Below are 15,837 nucleotides of genomic sequence, written 5' to 3'. Positions count from 1 at the left end.
TGTGGCAGTAGTCTTTATTTTTGCGCTATACCCTTTTCAAAATGGACAAAAAGGGCTATGATGAATATTGATGTAAAAAATCAGTCATGGGGAAGCAATTGGGGAGAGAAAACTATGAAGAAAGCTCGAATCATTTATAATCCAACTTCCGGGCGCGAAGCCTTTAAAAGAGAATTAGCGAACGTCCTGGAGCGTTTTGAAATAGCCGGATATGAAACTTCGGCACACGCGACAACCGGTGAAGGCGATGCCATTGAAGCAGCAAAAAATGCTGTGGAACGTCGTTATGATATTGTTGTAGCAGCAGGCGGTGATGGCACGATAAATGAAGTCATTAATGGTCTTGCGGAACAGGAATACCGTCCAAAGCTTGGCATTATCCCAATGGGGACGACGAATGATTTTGCGAGAGCTTTGCGTATACCGCGTGATATCAATAAAGCAGTTGATGTTATTTTGGCAGATCAGTCAATGCTTCTGGATATTGGGCGCGTTAATGACCATTATTTCATGAATATTGCCGGCGGGGGAAAACTGACGGAATTGACGTATGAAGTGCCAAGCAAGCTGAAAACCATGCTTGGACAGCTGGCTTATTATGTCAAAGGTATTGAAATGCTTCCATCCCTAAAGCCAACACGTGCCAAAATAGAGTATGACGGAACAATTATTGACGAGGACATTATGCTGTTTCTTGTATCCAATACAAACTCGGTTGGCGGTTTTGAAAAACTGGTTCCCGAGGCACGTTTGAATGACGGTTATTTCGACCTGCTGATCCTGAAAAAAATGAACCTGGCTGAGTTTGTTCGTATAGCCACCCTTGCGCAAAGAGGAGCACACCTTGAGGATAAACGTATCCTTTATGCACAGGCTAACCATGTCAAAGTCGAGACAGATGAAAAAATGCAATTAAATATAGATGGAGAGTTTGGCGGATTGCTGCCGGGAGAGTTCGTCAACCTGCAGCAGCATATTGAATTTTTTGTACCAGAGATATTTATCAACCAGTAGAAAACGAATAACGGATTGAAGACCAATGAAGATAGGTTACAAACCATTTTCATTGGTTTTTTAAAGTTACAGCGGATATGATAAGATAAAAACCACATACAAGCACGAAAAGGAAGGTACCAATGGCAAAACATAATGCTCCAGTAAAAAAGAATGAGACAATTAGTCTTCGCTTCGAGGACCTTACCCACGAAGGAAGCGGTGTTGGAAAAGTAAACGGCTATCCGTTATTTGTGCCCAACGCACTCCCGGAAGAAGAAGGCGAAGTGAAGGTTGTTAAAGCAAATAAAAATTTCGGCTTCGGAAAGCTGCTGCATCTGACAAAAGAAAGCCCGGAGCGCGTTGAACCAGTTTGTCATGATCATTGCAATGGCTGCGGCCTGCAGCATATGAGTTACCAGCTGCAGCTTGAGATGAAACAAAACCAGGTGCAAAATGCGATGAAGAAAGTTGCTCACCTGGAACATGTACCGGTACACCCGATAATTGGCATGGATGATCCATTGCATTACCGGAATAAGGTGCAAATCCCTGTCGGTGAAAAGAATGGTGAACTGATAACCGGCTTTTATCAAAAACGCAGTCACCGTATCATCGAAAATACAGAAACATGTTCTACACATAATGAAGTGATTAATGAAGTCGTGAAGGCAGTCAGAAGCATTGCAAATCGGCTTGGGATAAGTGCATATAATGAGGAAAAGCACAGTGGAGTTCTCCGCCACATCATGGTACGCACAGGCGAGGAAACGAAGGACATCATGGTTGTGCTCGTAACCCGGACGAACGAATTGCCGCATAAGGATGAACTGGTAGAAGAATTAACGAAACAGTTCCCGCATGTAAAGTCGGTCGTTCATAACATCAACGATAAACGGACAAACGTTATCATGGGCAAAAAAACAAAGGTAATTTGGGGCGATGAATACATTTACGATAAAATTGGAGACATTACATTTGCCATTTCAGCAAAATCGTTTTATCAGGTTAATCCGCCTCAGACAAAAACACTGTATGATAAAGCATTGGAATATGCTGCGATTGACAGTGGCGATATTGTAATCGATGCGTATTGCGGCATTGGGACAATCTCCTTATTTTTGGCACAAAAGGCCAAGAAAGTGTACGGTGTCGAAATAGTCCCTGAAGCAATCAGCGATGCCAAGATGAATGCCAAAAAGAACGGTATCACAAATGCAGAATTTTATGTAGGTGAAGCAGAAAAAATTATGCCCTGGTGGAAAGCACAAGGGTTGAATCCAGATGTAATTGTCGTGGATCCGCCACGGAAAGGCTGTGACGAAGAATTACTCAAGGCCATGATTGCCATGCAACCGAAGCGGATTGTGTACGTTTCCTGCAATCCATCCACATTGGCAAGAGATCTGCGTATTTTGGAGGACGGCGGCTTTGCGACACAGGAAGTACAGCCGGTTGATATGTTTCCTAATACGCCTCATATAGAAAATGTTTGCTGGTTGGAAAGAAAATTGTAACCCGCTAATAGAAACTTGCTATTGATAATATAAACTTGTGAAATCGCCCTTTTTTGATAATAAAAAGTGTGAAAAGGCGTGAAAAGAAGCGTGACAAAAATTGCAAAATCCCATCATATCAAGGCGTGATAAAGCGTGATTTAGCAAAAGTGTATTCTCACCAATTATATAATTTTGCTAAAAAACGTGAATCAAAAAGTGGGAAAAAGCGGGGTTTGTAGCAAATTTCTATTATCATTATAACGGTGGAATGCGGGTTTGAGGGGGATGATTTAGCAGGTTTCTATTGTTGCTGAACAAAAAGTGTCTAATTAAAATAGAAACTTCTCAGTTAAAACAAACATTTCCGACTTAGACCCTGAATTCGTGATAAAAACATTTCCGATTCCGGGGTCTTTTTCATGGCCATCCCTTGATAAATAAAGCTTTTTAAAGTTGGTTTACTCCAAATTTTATTAGTGATTTTATTAGTGTATTTATTTGATTTTGCAAAGATTAGAAAACAAAACGAAACAATCATTGAACAGAATGAAAAGGTCATTTCTTTGTTGGATGATATTAAAAATAAATAATCTGAAGGGATTAAATTATAGGGTAGCGAGAGTTAAGCAAGACAATCAAAATTATCGAAAATCAGTTCTTAAAAGTTTTTGGAAGGGTTGAGTTAAATAAATGGATATAAGAAAACCAAATGATTTAGAAATGGAAAAGATATTGTCACATTCTCCACAAGCGGTATCTGAGGGTACGTTAGGTGAAGTAAAACCAACGATTGAAAAAGCCAAACAACTGGTAGAACCTCTTTTAAAGAAGGGAGGTTATTATTTAATATCAACAAAAAATAATGAATTAATGGGATGGATCCTTATAGGAGGAAGTAAAGACCAGTTCTCGAATAAGACAATCGGATTTATTTATGAATTATTTGTTTTAGATCAATATAGAGGCAAAGGTATATCTAAACATTTGATTGAAACAGGTATTGAACAACTTAAACAAGAGGGATATTCGGAAGTACGTTTAAGTGTATTTGAAGGAAATCAAGCAATTAAAATATATGAAAGTCTGGGATTTGAAAACAGAACAATTACGATGAGTATGTCATTATAAGTTTATCTTGTTTTATTTTATTTACGTGTGCATCGGTCTAAAAAGAACAGTTGCTTCTTGTGTTAATGGGGCCGGTTAGTGAAACAAATTAAAAATAAATTGCGTATTGATAGTTAAAGTTATTCAATGGAAAGAAGTGGTAATATGCTGTCACTTCTTGCAATTATTCCAATTGGTTATAGACTTTACTCTTATTTTTGTTATGAGAGGCATATTGAAAAGTAGTTCTTTTTTTTTTCCTAATTAAAGTTTTCCCCGGCTAACAGAGGCTTAAGCTGAAGAATAACATTAGGTAGTAAACCTGAAAACCGCTCGGATCATAACGCTTCGGCGGCATTTTAATAGTTATTAAAGTGTATAATTATCAAAACTTTCAATAGTTTGATAAAAAGTGCTCAAGCATGGTATAAGTATAAAGATAGCAGAGGTATCTTTGCTTTTTATTTTGGGGACAAGTGTTTAACATAGTGTCCCATAGTGAGAGGTTTTGAATATGATAGATAATTTTTGGCGTGATTTACCACGACCGTTTTTTATATTGGCACCAATGGAAGATGTGACGAATGTTATTTTTCGCCATGTAGTAAGTGAAGCAGGCAGACCTGATGTATTTTTTACAGAGTTTACAAATACAGAAAGCTATTGTCACCCAGAGGGGATTTTTAGTGTGCGTGGGCGTTTGACTTTTACCGAAGATGAACAGCCAATGGTGGCCCATATATGGGGAGACAAGCCCGAACACTTTCGGCAAATGAGTATTGGAATGGCGAAGCAAGGCTTTCGGGGTGTGGATATTAATATGGGTTGTCCTGCTCCTAATGTGGCACCGAAAGGAAAGGGATGCGGTCTCATCCGCCGTCCGGAAGTTGCGGCAGATATCATACAGGCAGCAAAAGCTGGCGGTTTGCCCGTAAGTGTGAAAACAAGGCTTGGTTATACGGATGTAGATGAATGGCACGACTGGCTGGCACACTTATTGAAACAAGAAATCGCTAATCTTTCTATTCATCTGCGTACAAAAAAAGAAATGAGCAAAGTAGATGCTCATTGGGAACTGATTCCGGAAATCAAGAAACTTCGTGATGAAGTGGCACCAGATACACTTTTAACAATCAATGGAGATATTCCTGATCGTCAAACTGGCTTGGAGCTTGTTCATAAATATGGAGTAGATGGGGTTATGATTGGGCGCGGTGTTTTTAACAATCCATTTGCCTTTGAAAAGGAGCCCAAAGACCATAGCACGAAGGAATTGCTTGATCTCTTAAGATTGCAGCTTGATCTTTTTGATAAATATACAAAAGAATTCGAGTCACGTCCATTTAGACCGCTTCGTCGCTTTTTTAAGATATATGTCCGCGGATTTCGAGGGGCAAGTGAATTAAGAAATCAATTGATGGAAACAGAGTCGACAGATGAAGTGCGTGCATTGCTCAATAACTTTGAGAATACTGATGAGACGAGGGGACAGGAGAAGTGTCCCAATTCAAGGTAAAAGCGAAGCGGGACGTTAAACCTGTCCTTCTGCCTCTAATGAAGATTGAGTGGGAGAGAAACGAGTGCATTTCTCTCCTTTCTTTATTCTGCTATTTCCCTTGTTAGTCCTGGCTTTTTTCAATACCCACCCAATATTTATTTCAATAATAATCCAGTTATTTTCCAACTTTAACTCAATACAATCCATCTTTTCTCTTCATCCGAATGAGCAGGAAAATGCAGCAGTACGGCTTTGTTCGGATTAAGCCGCTTATATTACAGGAGTGAATCTCATTGTTGACGGTGGACAAACCGCTCAATAATGGAGAAAAAATATGAAATTGAACCGTGCAAGTAGTGCATGTGGCGCTTACTCCACGGTTCGGTTTTTTTGAGAAAGGGATTGAATATAGAATAAAATCCATCACACATTTTCCGGAAAAAACAGGAGTGTTTATTTAGGTCCTCTTCTTATTTCAACTTTTTTGTTTCCTCATCATACAAAGCAGTGCGTTTAATATTCACGCCGACAAAAGACTCAAGGATTGCCTGACCGCCGGCAATTGCCAGGATAAAGATGACATACTGAGCAATGTCGGGAATCCACAAATATGTCAGACCCAGGAATATCGCGCTCCATACCCCGGCGCACCAGTAACAGGTCAGGAGGTAACCGAATTTCGATTTAGGCACCTGCTTCGTTTCTTTTGATGAAGTCTTTTTCGTTGTTAAAAAGGGCTTACGGATAAATTCAGTTATTTTATCAAACACGATTAAGTGTGTCAGCCGATAGCTGGCAAGTATCAGCATCATAAACTCCATCAAGGTTATTTCCAATTCCATAAAACAGCCCTTTCTAATTTTTCCCTTAGTGTTACCTTGAAGATGGATCTTAAACAAGACAACGGGTGTAACTAGGAGAAAGAGACATGTTATATTCAGGGAACTAAAAAGGATTTGGCCAATGACCAAACCCTACTGCTTTCTATTTAATGTTGTTGAAATTGTTGAGCCTGCGCAATATTCAGGACGTCCAGCGGCTTCAAAAATGAGGTATTGTATAAGATTCAAGGCATTATGTTTACAAATATATTCCTTTTTCCTGGAGATTTTCAATACATAATTAACTGTCGCATGCTTTTTTCCCCATCCATTTCCGCGCAGAGCACGAGGGGTCGCGTTTAATTCTATTGTCCAAAAAAAGCCTCCTCAAACAAAGAGGCTTTTGCCAGTTATGGAAGACTCTCACATACTTTTCCATCATTATCAGAACCATCCAGGCGGTGTGGATCTTCATCTGGACCGCCAGCTGCTTCATAGAAATCCTGAGCAGCATGTTGTGTATCAAAATCACCGCAGTCTCTATCCGGTCCGTTCGGGTCATAACCGGATGAACTGGAATTATCATTAGAGCCGGAAGAATCCGATGAAGAAGTATCCTCTGATTTGTTCGATTTTGAAGTAAACCCATCCGGAGTCACATATCCTTCCATGCTCCAAATACCAAGATCACGGCTTTTTGCATAGGATTCTGCTTGTTGGAAAGTCTGTTGATGTGTGTACGGTGGATCGTATACATATGCATATCTTGCAAGTCCTTTTTTCAGGAGCATCTTGTTGAAATTCTTCCCGTCATCCCAAATGTATCCCAATAAGCGATCGTAATGGTCGCGCTTTGGTCCGTCAAATTCTATTTTAATAGTTTCTCCTTGCGTTAATGTATTTTTCGCAAAGGTAGAAGCTTTAGGACCAACTGGTTGCACCGGCTTTGATGGATGTACTGTTTCCGGTGTGTCCACCAGGAGTAATCGAACATCTTCAACTGACCCGTTGTATTTAATTTCAACGGTATCGCCGTCTACTACCCTCTTTACGGTTGCTTTTTTAGCAGCTGATGGGGCAGGAGATTCAGTTGAAACATTTTCTTTCTTTTTGTCGGTATCTTCCTCAGGTTTGGAAGTATCTTTTGTGGTGTTGTTATTTTTTGCAGTATTTTTATCTGTTTTCGATTTGTTATTATTTTGTTTGTTATCTTTATTATTGTCAGTATCCGTTTTTTCTTTAGTGTCTTTTTTATCCCGTTCGCTATCCTCTTTTTTATTTGCCGCGTCTTTATTCACTGTTTCTTCAGTTTGAACATTTTTCGTCTTGTTTCCATCTGCCAATTCCTCTACAGGTGGTGCAGTGATACCAAAAAGTATGAAAAAGATTACCGTAAGTGCCGGAAAAATAGAAGCTACCAACCCACGGCTTGCCTTAAAAGGAAGCCAGAATAAAACGTATTTTGGATAGAAAAGACCTAAAAATAAACAAAAAAGACTTATAAGCATGAATGCCAAAAATAAATCATCCAGCAAGAAAAATCCTCCTTATTGCAAAATTTCATCCACCATTGTAGTACATTTGATGGCGAATGTAATTAGCAAATAAAGGTTAAACCATAATATGGAAGTATGGGGTTAGAAGCATTATTAAAACGGGAATTATCCGTATTAAAAATTTTTAGAAAATATGATAAAGTGTACCTAGGTTATAATTTATGAAAGCTTTTTTCTTATAACATATAGTGATACCAATAATGATAGTGGTTTCATTTATCCTATCCAGTTTTATATTTGATTTTATAAAGAAGGCAGATTAAGAGTAGGATAATTCGCTAACGGGTTTGTTTCTTCAAGGAGTGGAAACACTCAGAATTGGTACAAATAGGGTGACAATAATTTAGGGAAGGGTGTTTATGGTTTTTTTATTGGCTATTTTTGGAATCATTTTACTTATGCTGCTATTGAGTGCGTTTATCAAAAAAAGAACCACATTGATTATTGTGACTGTAAGTATAATCTTTGGAACTATTTTTTTGGTAGACCAAATGAAATATACAACCTTCACAGAGCTTTATTCAGACGAAATCAACGATGATAGTATTTTGGAAAAGGCAACCTTAACGGTTTATGAACGTGCTGATGATCATTTTCCTAAGAGAAAGGCGGAGCTAGAAATAGAAGATAAGGAAATTATGGAAGATCTCTTTCAAGATTTTTCAAAATTAGAGCTGAAAAAGGATGAAAACCTAGACGATCCTTTCAGAATTTACTCAATAAGATTTGTTTCAACCAATAAGATAAAGGAAAATACTTACGAATCAGAATTTGTTACCTTGGATTTAAATAGTAATTACCTCGAAAATTATGAGATTGTTAGTGATACTGACCATTTAAAAACAATAGGATCCCTGGTTGAAAATGAGGAACTTGATTGGAAGTATTATTAATAAACGGTGAAAAGCAGGGGTGATAAGGCTGACAGTATCAATTATTTTCATAGCAATCCTGGTTTTAGTTATCACAAGAATTCAATTAGTCAGATATCGGGATAAAGAAAAGGTGGATAAAGGCTTTGTATGGAACTATTACAGGTTAACTTACAGAAGAAAGATGATACGTACGTTATGGGGACTCCCCTTTATGATACTTTTCTTTCTTTTGATTTACTGGTTTGTTTCTCTAAATCCAGGTGAATTAAAGTTTGTTGGCATGATTCTCGTATTCTATTTCTTATTAGAACTAACGTATAACTATGAAAAGTGGAAAGAGAACGAAAGGTAATTGTGAAAATAGGAGGGAAATAATGAGGAAGCTTTTCATCCTGATATTGATTATTTTCATACTTGGCATAAACATCAAAGTTTCAGCGTCAAGCTATGAAACATTGGAACCACAAGAGGTTGTTAAACGTGCGGATATAATTGTTATTGGAAAATACAATTTTAATGATAACCCGGAAGAAAGCGATTTTATTTACAGTGGTTATGAGTTTGATGTTGAACGGGTTTTAAAAGGTGAAGCCACCACGGAAATAACGGCTGGAATTGATATGTACGATGTTAGTATGACAAAGGATTTTCAAGAAAAAGGTGGTAAGTTTCTTTTACTCTTGGAACATACTGAATTTGCCAGCTATCCAACACCAGTAGTAGCACAAAACGGGATGGTAAAACTCATCAATGGTAAGGTAGATGAAGAGGGTAAAAAGAGGACTTTTTATGAAGATTTTATAGATGGAAAATCGCCAAAGTCAAACTCGGATGGAACTGTAAAATTATCCATAAGCGTAGCAATACTGGGAATTGCTAGTGTATCACTAGTATATTTTAGAAGAAAAAGCTCTTAATTCTTGTGCTGTTTTAAAGGGGGAAAAAATGAGATACAAATTTATTTCAAAAAGGAAATGGATTAGAGAAGGTATACTTTCGATATTTAATGTATTATTAATTATTTTCTCTGTTAGTTACTCCTTTTCTATAATTGATACAGGATATACCGCTAAAGCATTTTTAAGCATTCTCCTATTTGTGTTTATCTTATTAGGGACAAACAGGGCTTTATATTATTTTAAATTACATAAAAAGGATTATCTAATCATTGACGACAGTTCTTTGTCAATGTACAGAGGAAATATTCTTTCAAGAAAACTGATTCGATTCAATCATGTGGACCGGGTTGCCAAAATCAACGAAGTCATCGTATTTAAATTGGATAATGGTAAGGAAGAACCAATTTATACAGAATGGTTATCCAATGAAGATACGGAAGAACTGAAAAAAGAACTTAAGTGTAGATTTGGTTCAAAGGGGATCAGTCTAAGCGAATATAGTAGCAGTGTTGAGGAAAGCCTTTAAAAGCTTTTTTCAGGGAGGGGGAATCTTTTGCCGCAAAGAAAATGGGAACAGCCAAAATGGTTTTGGTGGTCAATAGGAATATTTTTGCTGTTGGAATACTGCTATCTATTAATAATGGTTTTAATGGGAACAGAACCGAAGAATCTATTGATGAATAGTCGTCCAGTTTCCTTTATTATTTTTCCATTATATTTCATAACCATATTATTGGTTTTACCAAGGAAACTGAGAACAGATATTAATACAATTTTTTATTTATTTGTGCCGTTCTTATTTTACTTGCCTAATTGGACACTTATTTCCATTTATTTTAATGAACTATTTAGATAAAGGTGCGAAAAGTTGGGGGTGATCTTATGCCTTTAGAGCAAGAAGTTTTGGGAATGTTAATTGGCGGATTTTCAATTGTTATGGGGATTTCGGTTTTAATAACGGTGTTTCTTTGGTTGAAAAATAAAGGCAACAGTTCAGGATATATCTGGACATTGCTGCATTTGCTATCGTTTTCTGTTGCAGTATATTTTGCATTAAAGGCTGTTGCTTTTGATTATGATCATCCGATGGCATCAGAAGAAGTCTCACTTCAAATAGGCATTTCCGGTGTGGTTTGGGCGCTTAGTATGCTTTGTTTGGTAATTGCATTATTTCGTTTTTCAAAAGGGAAAAAGTCTGGTGTTTCTTGAATACAAGGTATATTATTTCCAAAAAAATTATGGTAAAGTTAAATTGTCTAAAAATTAGAAACACCAATTATTAGACAATACTCTGTTCAGGAGGTAGTTATTATGATGAACAAAAAATATGCAGACGTAGAAAATACCAAGGGGAAAACGTCTAAATAACATAATAGCGTTTCCCCACATTCGAAAGGGGAAAAATTTTTTGAATCAAACATTATTAATAATTGATGCCCAGCAGGAGTTAATTGAAGGGAATCAGGAAGAACGTGGAGTTTTTAATAAGGAGCAGCTTATTAAAAACATTAATTTGGTAATTGAAAAAGCAGGAAAGTCTGATATTCCGGTTGTCTTTGTAAGGGATCTGGACGTTGCTGAAGGTAAAGGGAATGGATTTCAGGTTCACGGTGAAATTAGTGTGCCTGCGAATGCGAATTTTTTTGATAAAGCTGCAACGAATTCCTTTCATGGGACAGGACTTCTAAGCCACTTAAAATCTCAGGAAATGGAACACATCGTTATAATGGGCTGTGAAACGCAACACTGCATCGATAGTGCAGTCAGAACAGCCACGATTAATGGTATGGATGTCACATTGGTTAGTGATGGACATTCAACAATAGGCGGGGATGTTCTAAGTGCCGAACAAATAGTAAAGCATCATAATGAAACGCTCCATGGCCATTACAATGTTGATCACTTTTCGATTGTCAGAAATACAAATGAGGATCTGTTTCACCCAACGCACTATTTATATAGATAACTGAATAGAAAAATGTTAAAAGACTATCCAAATTTCTTTGTCACCACTCCAGGAAATTGGGATATCAGGGGAGGATAAATATAATAAAAGCTGTTTTATTTGATCTAGATGGAACTTTGCTGAACCGGGATGAGTCAGTAAAGATTTTTATTGAAAAACAATACCAGCGTTTCAATCAGTGGCTAAATCATGTGCCAAAAGATAAGTATATAACAAGGTTCATAGAGCTTGATAACAGAGGCTATGTCTGGAAGGATAAAGTATATCAACAGTTACTGGCGGAATTTGATATTACCGGTCTGACTTGGGAGGAATTGCTTCAGGATTATGTCAGTCAATTTCAATATAGCTGTGTCCCATTTCCCAATCTCCTTCGTATGCTGGAAGAATTGAAGAGCGATAACTATAACCTTGGAATAATTACTAATGGAAAAGGCCAGTTTCAGATGGATAATATAAAGGCTTTGGGTATTGAGAAATACTTTGAGACAATCCTCATATCCGAATGGGAAGGGATGAATAAGCCTGAACCTCGAATATTCCATAGAGCCTTTGATAGCCTTAATGTTTTGCCTGGCGAAAGTATTTATGTTGGTGATCACCCGGAAAAAGATGTGAAGGCCGCTCAACGGGCAGGTATGAAGGGTGTATGGAAAAAAGACTATAAATGGAACAATGTTAAAGCTGATTTTATGGTGGATGATTTGAAAGAGGTACCTCTGATTATTAAAAATGTGGCCTTGAAGTAAAAGATTATTCCGGATGATACGTATTACAATACATTGTAGAACAAAATAATGATTATTAATTTTAAAACCTAAGGAGAAATAGCATGCACATCTCACCAGAACCATTGGATAAATCATTCTACAATCAGCCAACCCTTCAAATGGCTCAATCATTACTTGGTAAATGGCTGCTGAAGGAAACAGATGAAGGGATTGCTTCTGGTTTCATTGTTGAAGCGGAAGCATATATCGGGCCTGATGATCGTGCAGCACACAGCTTTAACAATCGGAGGACGAAGCGAACGGAAATCATGTTCGGTGAAGCCGGTCATGCGTATACCCATACGATGCATACACACTGCCTGGTTAACGTTGTGAGCGGACAAATCAATCATCCGGAAGCTATATTGATACGGGGGGTTGATCCATATACAGGACAGGAATTAATGGAAAAACGACGTCCAAAAGCAAAGAAGAAAACTCAATGGACAAACGGCCCAGGCAAATTAACTCAAGCACTTGGAATTACGATGGATGATTATGGGCATTCATTCAATCAGTACCCGCTTTGGATTGCTCAGGGAAAAACAGTGAAGCCTTCTGAAATTGTCTCAGGTCCACGGATTGGTATTGAAAATACCGGGGACGCGAAAGATTATCCTTGGAGATTTTGGATTGATGGGAATGAATTTATTTCCAGGTAAATGGGATAGAATTCTTTCATCAATTTTAATGTTTATTTAACTAAAACAAAGTGAATACAGATACCCTGTGGGTCTGAGGCGTTAATCTATAAAAGGTTAACGCTTTTTTTGATGTTTAACTTTAATCATAAAAAATATTTTATACAGTACCTTGCAATAAACAGTAGTGTGTGGTAAATTATTTTTCACAAGGTATTTTTTTATTACAGTACTGTTTAATGCACAGTAGTGAAAATGAGGTGTACGTCTAATGAATATACAGTTTAAAAAAGGAGCTTTGGAATTTTGCGTACTTGCGCTGCTAAATAAGCAAGACCGTTATGGGTATGAGATTGTTCAAAAAATCTCTGATCAGATCGTCATTTCCGAAGGTTCGGTATATCCGTTGTTAAGGAGATTGAAAAAAGAGGATTATTTAACAACCTATTTACAGGAGTCAAAAGAAGGTCCTTCCCGAAAATACTACAGGATTACTGATAAAGGAAAAGACCACCTTTATGTCCTTAATGATGAGTGGGAGCAGTTTTCGGATGGTGTTAATCAAATAGTAAAGGAAGGTGTTAACCATGAATAGAGAGCAGTTTTTGAAAAGCCTGGAAAATGGACTGAAAAAGCTTCCTCAGGCGGAGCGTGAAGATATTTTGCACGACTTCCGGGAGCATTTTTCCATGGGTTCAGCAGACGGAAAAACGGAAGAGCAAATTGCTGAATCGCTGGGGTCACCTAAGCAGATAGCTAAAGAATTACAGGCTAATTACCACATTGAAAAAGTGGAAGCCACAGCAACGACAGGGAATATTTTTCGCGCAGTATGGGCTGTCATTGGACTGGGATTCTTTAATTTTGTAATCGTGTTTGGACCATTTGTTGCATTACTGGCAATTTTATTTGCGGGATGGACGTCAGGGATTGCATTTATTGTTTCACCATTAATGGTTTTAATAAATGTGATAACTTACCCGGCAGGATTTGAATGGTTTGATTTATTCTTTTCATTCATGCTTTGTGGAGTTGGACTGTTTATTGTAATCGGTATGTTTTCTGCAACAAAGGCGTTGGCAAATCAATTGGTGCGTTATTTGAAATATAACGTTTCGCTTGTGAAGGGAGGTTTAAAAGATGAGTAGCATCAAAAAAATATCCATTGTTGCATTAGCTCTCTTAATTATTGGTGTGATTGGCAGTTTTGTTACATTCAATACAACTAGTAAACCTGTCACCGTTTCGGAAGAGAGGGTCATTGATGACGATATTACAGATATTGAAATTAGTGCAGATAACCAAAAAGTAGAGCTTATTTCAGCTAATGAAGATAAACCGAGGGTGGAATTATCTGGTAGAAGTACGGAGGATGTTAAAAATCAGTTAAGCGTTAATGTAGATGGAAATACATTATCCATCAATTTAGTTGAAAAGAGATTGCAGTTTTTCGACTTTTTCAATTTCATAGGAACATCTTTAACATTGGAGGTACACTTACCCGAAAAAGTATATGAATCATTACAGGTTGATATCGATAATGGTGAATTTCAGGCAGAACAGCTGAAGATCAGAGAAGTTAAGGCTGGAGTGAGTAATGGACTGATTGAAATGAAAAACATTACTGCGGCGATGGTGAGTACAGAAGCGGATAATGGTCAGATTTCACTTGAAAATGTAGAAGGAAAAATTTACGGAAAAGTAAATAATGGGAAAATTTATCTTGGAACCAAAACGTTGGATCGCCCGATAACATTAGAATCCAATAATGGAAAAATTAAAATTGAGACCGAAAAAGAACCGACAAATACAACGTTTGATATTGAAATTGACAATGGCAAAGCGACTGTTTTTGGGAGCTCTAATTGGAACACTGTCGTTGGCGATGGGGAAAATCTAATAAAACTGAAAACCAATAACGGGCATATTTCCGTCGAGAAATAAAAGAAACGAATGATTATGAAAGGGGATGAAGAACGTGGAGGTAACGGGAAAGGCGTGCTTGTGGCGGAAAGTTTTCTTTTATCTGGCAGTAGTTTTTGTAATAACTGTTGCAACACAGGTTTTTTTCGCCGGGTTAGCGACTTTTGTAGATCCATCCAGGTGGCAGACACACCGGATATTTGTGAGAATTATTGAGTATGTACCAATCCTGATGCTGATTTTCAGTTTTTTTGCGAAGCTGCCAAAGAGCATGAAGTGGCAGAGTTTTGGATTGTTCATACTGTTTATTTTGATGTATGCAACGGCCAATATACCAAATGCTGGAGCATTTCATCCGGTAATCGCATTGGTTATGTTCTGGGCGGCAATTGCAGTCAGTCAGAAGGCTTGGCGATATGCATATAACATGGAATCAAGTAAAGAAGCACATTGATAGAAATGCACTTTTATAGAGTTAAAGAAGAAGAACGGATGTCGATTGCAAGGGAGCGGAAATCTAGACAACGTTCTTCTTCTTTATTTATGATAAAGATAAGAAATCAAAATAGTTTTATTTAGAAAGGATGGAGATTATGAAAATTCTTGTAGCAGGTGCAAATGGTCAAATTGGAAAACATCTGGTTACGTTCATTCAGGAAAGTGATAGCCTTGAGGCAAAGGCGATGATTCGTAAGCAAGAGCAGGCTTCCTTTTTTGAAGATTTAGGTGCGAAAACTGCGGTAGTAGACCTGGAAGGCGACATCGATCCGATTGCGAAAGCTGCTGAAGGGATGGATGCAGTTGTATTCACAGCAGGCTCAGGCGGTCATACAGGGAAAGATAAAACTATTATGGTCGATCTGGATGGTGCAGTAAAAACAATTGAGGCAGCTAAAGCAGCTGGTGTGAAGCGGTTTGTTATGATTAGTTCATTTGATACGACACGTGAAGCAATTCAGGATGCTCCTTCTTCCTTTGCACCATATGTTGCAGCGAAGCATTATTCGGATGAGTGGCTGCGGGGAACAGATTTGGATTATACGATCATCCACCCCGGTTTGCTGACAAATGATAAAGGAACCGGTCAAGTAGAGGTTGGATCAAAAGTGGAAATGGGTGAGGTTCCCAGAGAAGACATTGCAAACGTAATTGTTTCCAGCCTGGAAAATGAGAAGTCGATCGGCAAGGAATTTCAGGTAGTAACAGGTAATAATCCTAAATCCATTAAGGAAGCAATTGATTCAATTTAACTAATTGCCAATAAAAGTAATTTTAAAGAGCTATTTCAG

19 protein-coding genes are annotated in these 15,837 nt (G+C 37.7%); 17 read left to right on the top strand and 2 right to left on the bottom strand.

Going from position 1 to position 15,837, the window contains the following annotated elements; translation table 11 throughout:
• Window positions 1-114 precede the first annotated feature (114 nt).
• The 4 genes from G6R02_RS15425 to G6R02_RS15410 all read left to right on the top strand — a co-directional run bounded on the left by G6R02_RS15425 (window position 115) and on the right by G6R02_RS15410 (window position 5,115).
• Entirely contained in the window at window positions 115-1,014 is a 900-nt protein-coding gene (locus tag G6R02_RS15425; RefSeq protein ID WP_164670122.1) for a diacylglycerol kinase, read from the top strand.
• Between the two features lie 122 nt (window positions 1,015-1,136).
• Window positions 1,137-2,510 carry a 23S rRNA (uracil(1939)-C(5))-methyltransferase RlmD gene (gene rlmD, locus G6R02_RS15420; RefSeq protein ID WP_164670121.1) on the top strand — a complete coding sequence of 458 codons (1,374 nt, stop codon included), beginning with the start codon at window positions 1,137-1,139 and terminating at the stop codon, window positions 2,508-2,510.
• A gap of 672 nt (window positions 2,511-3,182) precedes the next feature.
• The gene (locus tag G6R02_RS15415; RefSeq protein WP_164670120.1) at window positions 3,183-3,620 is read left to right on the top strand and encodes a GNAT family N-acetyltransferase; all 438 of its coding nucleotides are present in this window, start codon (window positions 3,183-3,185) and stop codon (window positions 3,618-3,620) included.
• Window positions 3,621-4,113: 493 nt separating this feature from the next.
• On the top strand, window positions 4,114-5,115 hold the full coding sequence (locus tag G6R02_RS15410) for a tRNA dihydrouridine synthase (protein WP_164670119.1): 1,002 nt from the start codon (window positions 4,114-4,116) through the stop codon (window positions 5,113-5,115).
• Between the two features lie 452 nt (window positions 5,116-5,567).
• Here the strand turns inward: G6R02_RS15410 and G6R02_RS15405 are convergent, their stop codons facing one another.
• On the bottom strand, window positions 5,568-5,939 hold the full coding sequence (locus tag G6R02_RS15405; RefSeq protein WP_164670118.1) for a DUF1360 domain-containing protein: 372 nt from the start codon (window positions 5,937-5,939) through the stop codon (window positions 5,568-5,570).
• A gap of 389 nt (window positions 5,940-6,328) precedes the next feature.
• Window positions 6,329-7,453, bottom strand: a complete 1,125-nt coding sequence (locus G6R02_RS15400; protein ID WP_246202585.1) for a thermonuclease family protein — start codon at window positions 7,451-7,453, stop codon at window positions 6,329-6,331.
• 380 nt (window positions 7,454-7,833) lie between these two features.
• Between G6R02_RS15400 and G6R02_RS15395 the strand changes: the two genes are divergently transcribed.
• From G6R02_RS15395 to G6R02_RS15335, 13 genes are all read left to right on the top strand, one after another.
• Window positions 7,834-8,367, top strand: a complete 534-nt coding sequence (locus tag G6R02_RS15395) for a hypothetical protein (RefSeq protein ID WP_164670117.1) — start codon at window positions 7,834-7,836, stop codon at window positions 8,365-8,367.
• A 19-nt stretch (window positions 8,368-8,386) separates the two neighbouring features.
• Entirely contained in the window at window positions 8,387-8,701 is a 315-nt protein-coding gene (locus G6R02_RS15390) for a cytochrome c oxidase subunit II (protein ID WP_164670116.1), read from the top strand.
• Between the two features lie 22 nt (window positions 8,702-8,723).
• Window positions 8,724-9,266 carry a hypothetical protein gene (locus G6R02_RS15385; RefSeq protein WP_164670115.1) on the top strand — a complete coding sequence of 181 codons (543 nt, stop codon included), beginning with the start codon at window positions 8,724-8,726 and terminating at the stop codon, window positions 9,264-9,266.
• A gap of 28 nt (window positions 9,267-9,294) precedes the next feature.
• Complete coding sequence (locus tag G6R02_RS15380) at window positions 9,295-9,774, top strand: hypothetical protein (RefSeq protein ID WP_164670114.1); 480 nt, start codon at window positions 9,295-9,297, stop codon at window positions 9,772-9,774.
• Between the two features lie 356 nt (window positions 9,775-10,130).
• Window positions 10,131-10,457, top strand: coding sequence for a hypothetical protein (locus G6R02_RS15375; RefSeq protein ID WP_246202584.1), 327 nt, complete (start codon window positions 10,131-10,133; stop codon window positions 10,455-10,457).
• A 199-nt stretch (window positions 10,458-10,656) separates the two neighbouring features.
• The gene (locus tag G6R02_RS15370) at window positions 10,657-11,214 is read left to right on the top strand and encodes a cysteine hydrolase family protein (RefSeq protein WP_164670113.1); all 558 of its coding nucleotides are present in this window, start codon (window positions 10,657-10,659) and stop codon (window positions 11,212-11,214) included.
• Window positions 11,215-11,294: 80 nt separating this feature from the next.
• Window positions 11,295-11,963, top strand: coding sequence for an HAD family hydrolase (locus G6R02_RS15365; protein ID WP_164670442.1), 669 nt, complete (start codon window positions 11,295-11,297; stop codon window positions 11,961-11,963).
• Between the two features lie 83 nt (window positions 11,964-12,046).
• Window positions 12,047-12,646, top strand: a complete 600-nt coding sequence (locus tag G6R02_RS15360; protein ID WP_164670112.1) for a DNA-3-methyladenine glycosylase — start codon at window positions 12,047-12,049, stop codon at window positions 12,644-12,646.
• A gap of 250 nt (window positions 12,647-12,896) precedes the next feature.
• Window positions 12,897-13,220 carry a PadR family transcriptional regulator gene (locus G6R02_RS15355; RefSeq protein WP_164670111.1) on the top strand — a complete coding sequence of 108 codons (324 nt, stop codon included), beginning with the start codon at window positions 12,897-12,899 and terminating at the stop codon, window positions 13,218-13,220.
• Window positions 13,213-13,773: an HAAS signaling domain-containing protein gene (locus tag G6R02_RS15350; RefSeq protein ID WP_164670110.1), complete on the top strand. Its 561-nt coding sequence runs from the start codon at window positions 13,213-13,215 to the stop codon at window positions 13,771-13,773. Before G6R02_RS15355 ends, G6R02_RS15350 begins: the two co-directional genes overlap by 8 nt.
• Window positions 13,766-14,569 carry a DUF4097 family beta strand repeat-containing protein gene (locus tag G6R02_RS15345; RefSeq protein WP_164670109.1) on the top strand — a complete coding sequence of 268 codons (804 nt, stop codon included), beginning with the start codon at window positions 13,766-13,768 and terminating at the stop codon, window positions 14,567-14,569. Before G6R02_RS15350 ends, G6R02_RS15345 begins: the two co-directional genes overlap by 8 nt.
• A gap of 34 nt (window positions 14,570-14,603) precedes the next feature.
• Window positions 14,604-15,002 (top strand): DUF6220 domain-containing protein, encoded by a 399-nt coding sequence (locus G6R02_RS15340; RefSeq protein WP_246202583.1) that lies wholly within the window; start codon window positions 14,604-14,606, stop codon window positions 15,000-15,002.
• 139 nt (window positions 15,003-15,141) lie between these two features.
• Entirely contained in the window at window positions 15,142-15,798 is a 657-nt protein-coding gene (locus G6R02_RS15335; RefSeq protein ID WP_164670107.1) for an SDR family oxidoreductase, read from the top strand.
• Window positions 15,799-15,837: the final 39 nt, after the last annotated feature.

This window comes from Virgibacillus doumboii, from assembly GCF_902806455.1.
GTDB lineage: Bacteria > Bacillota > Bacilli > Bacillales > Amphibacillaceae > Lentibacillus > Lentibacillus doumboii.
Note: the sequence above shows the minus strand (reverse complement) of the source record. Positions and strands in the feature narration are given on the sequence as shown.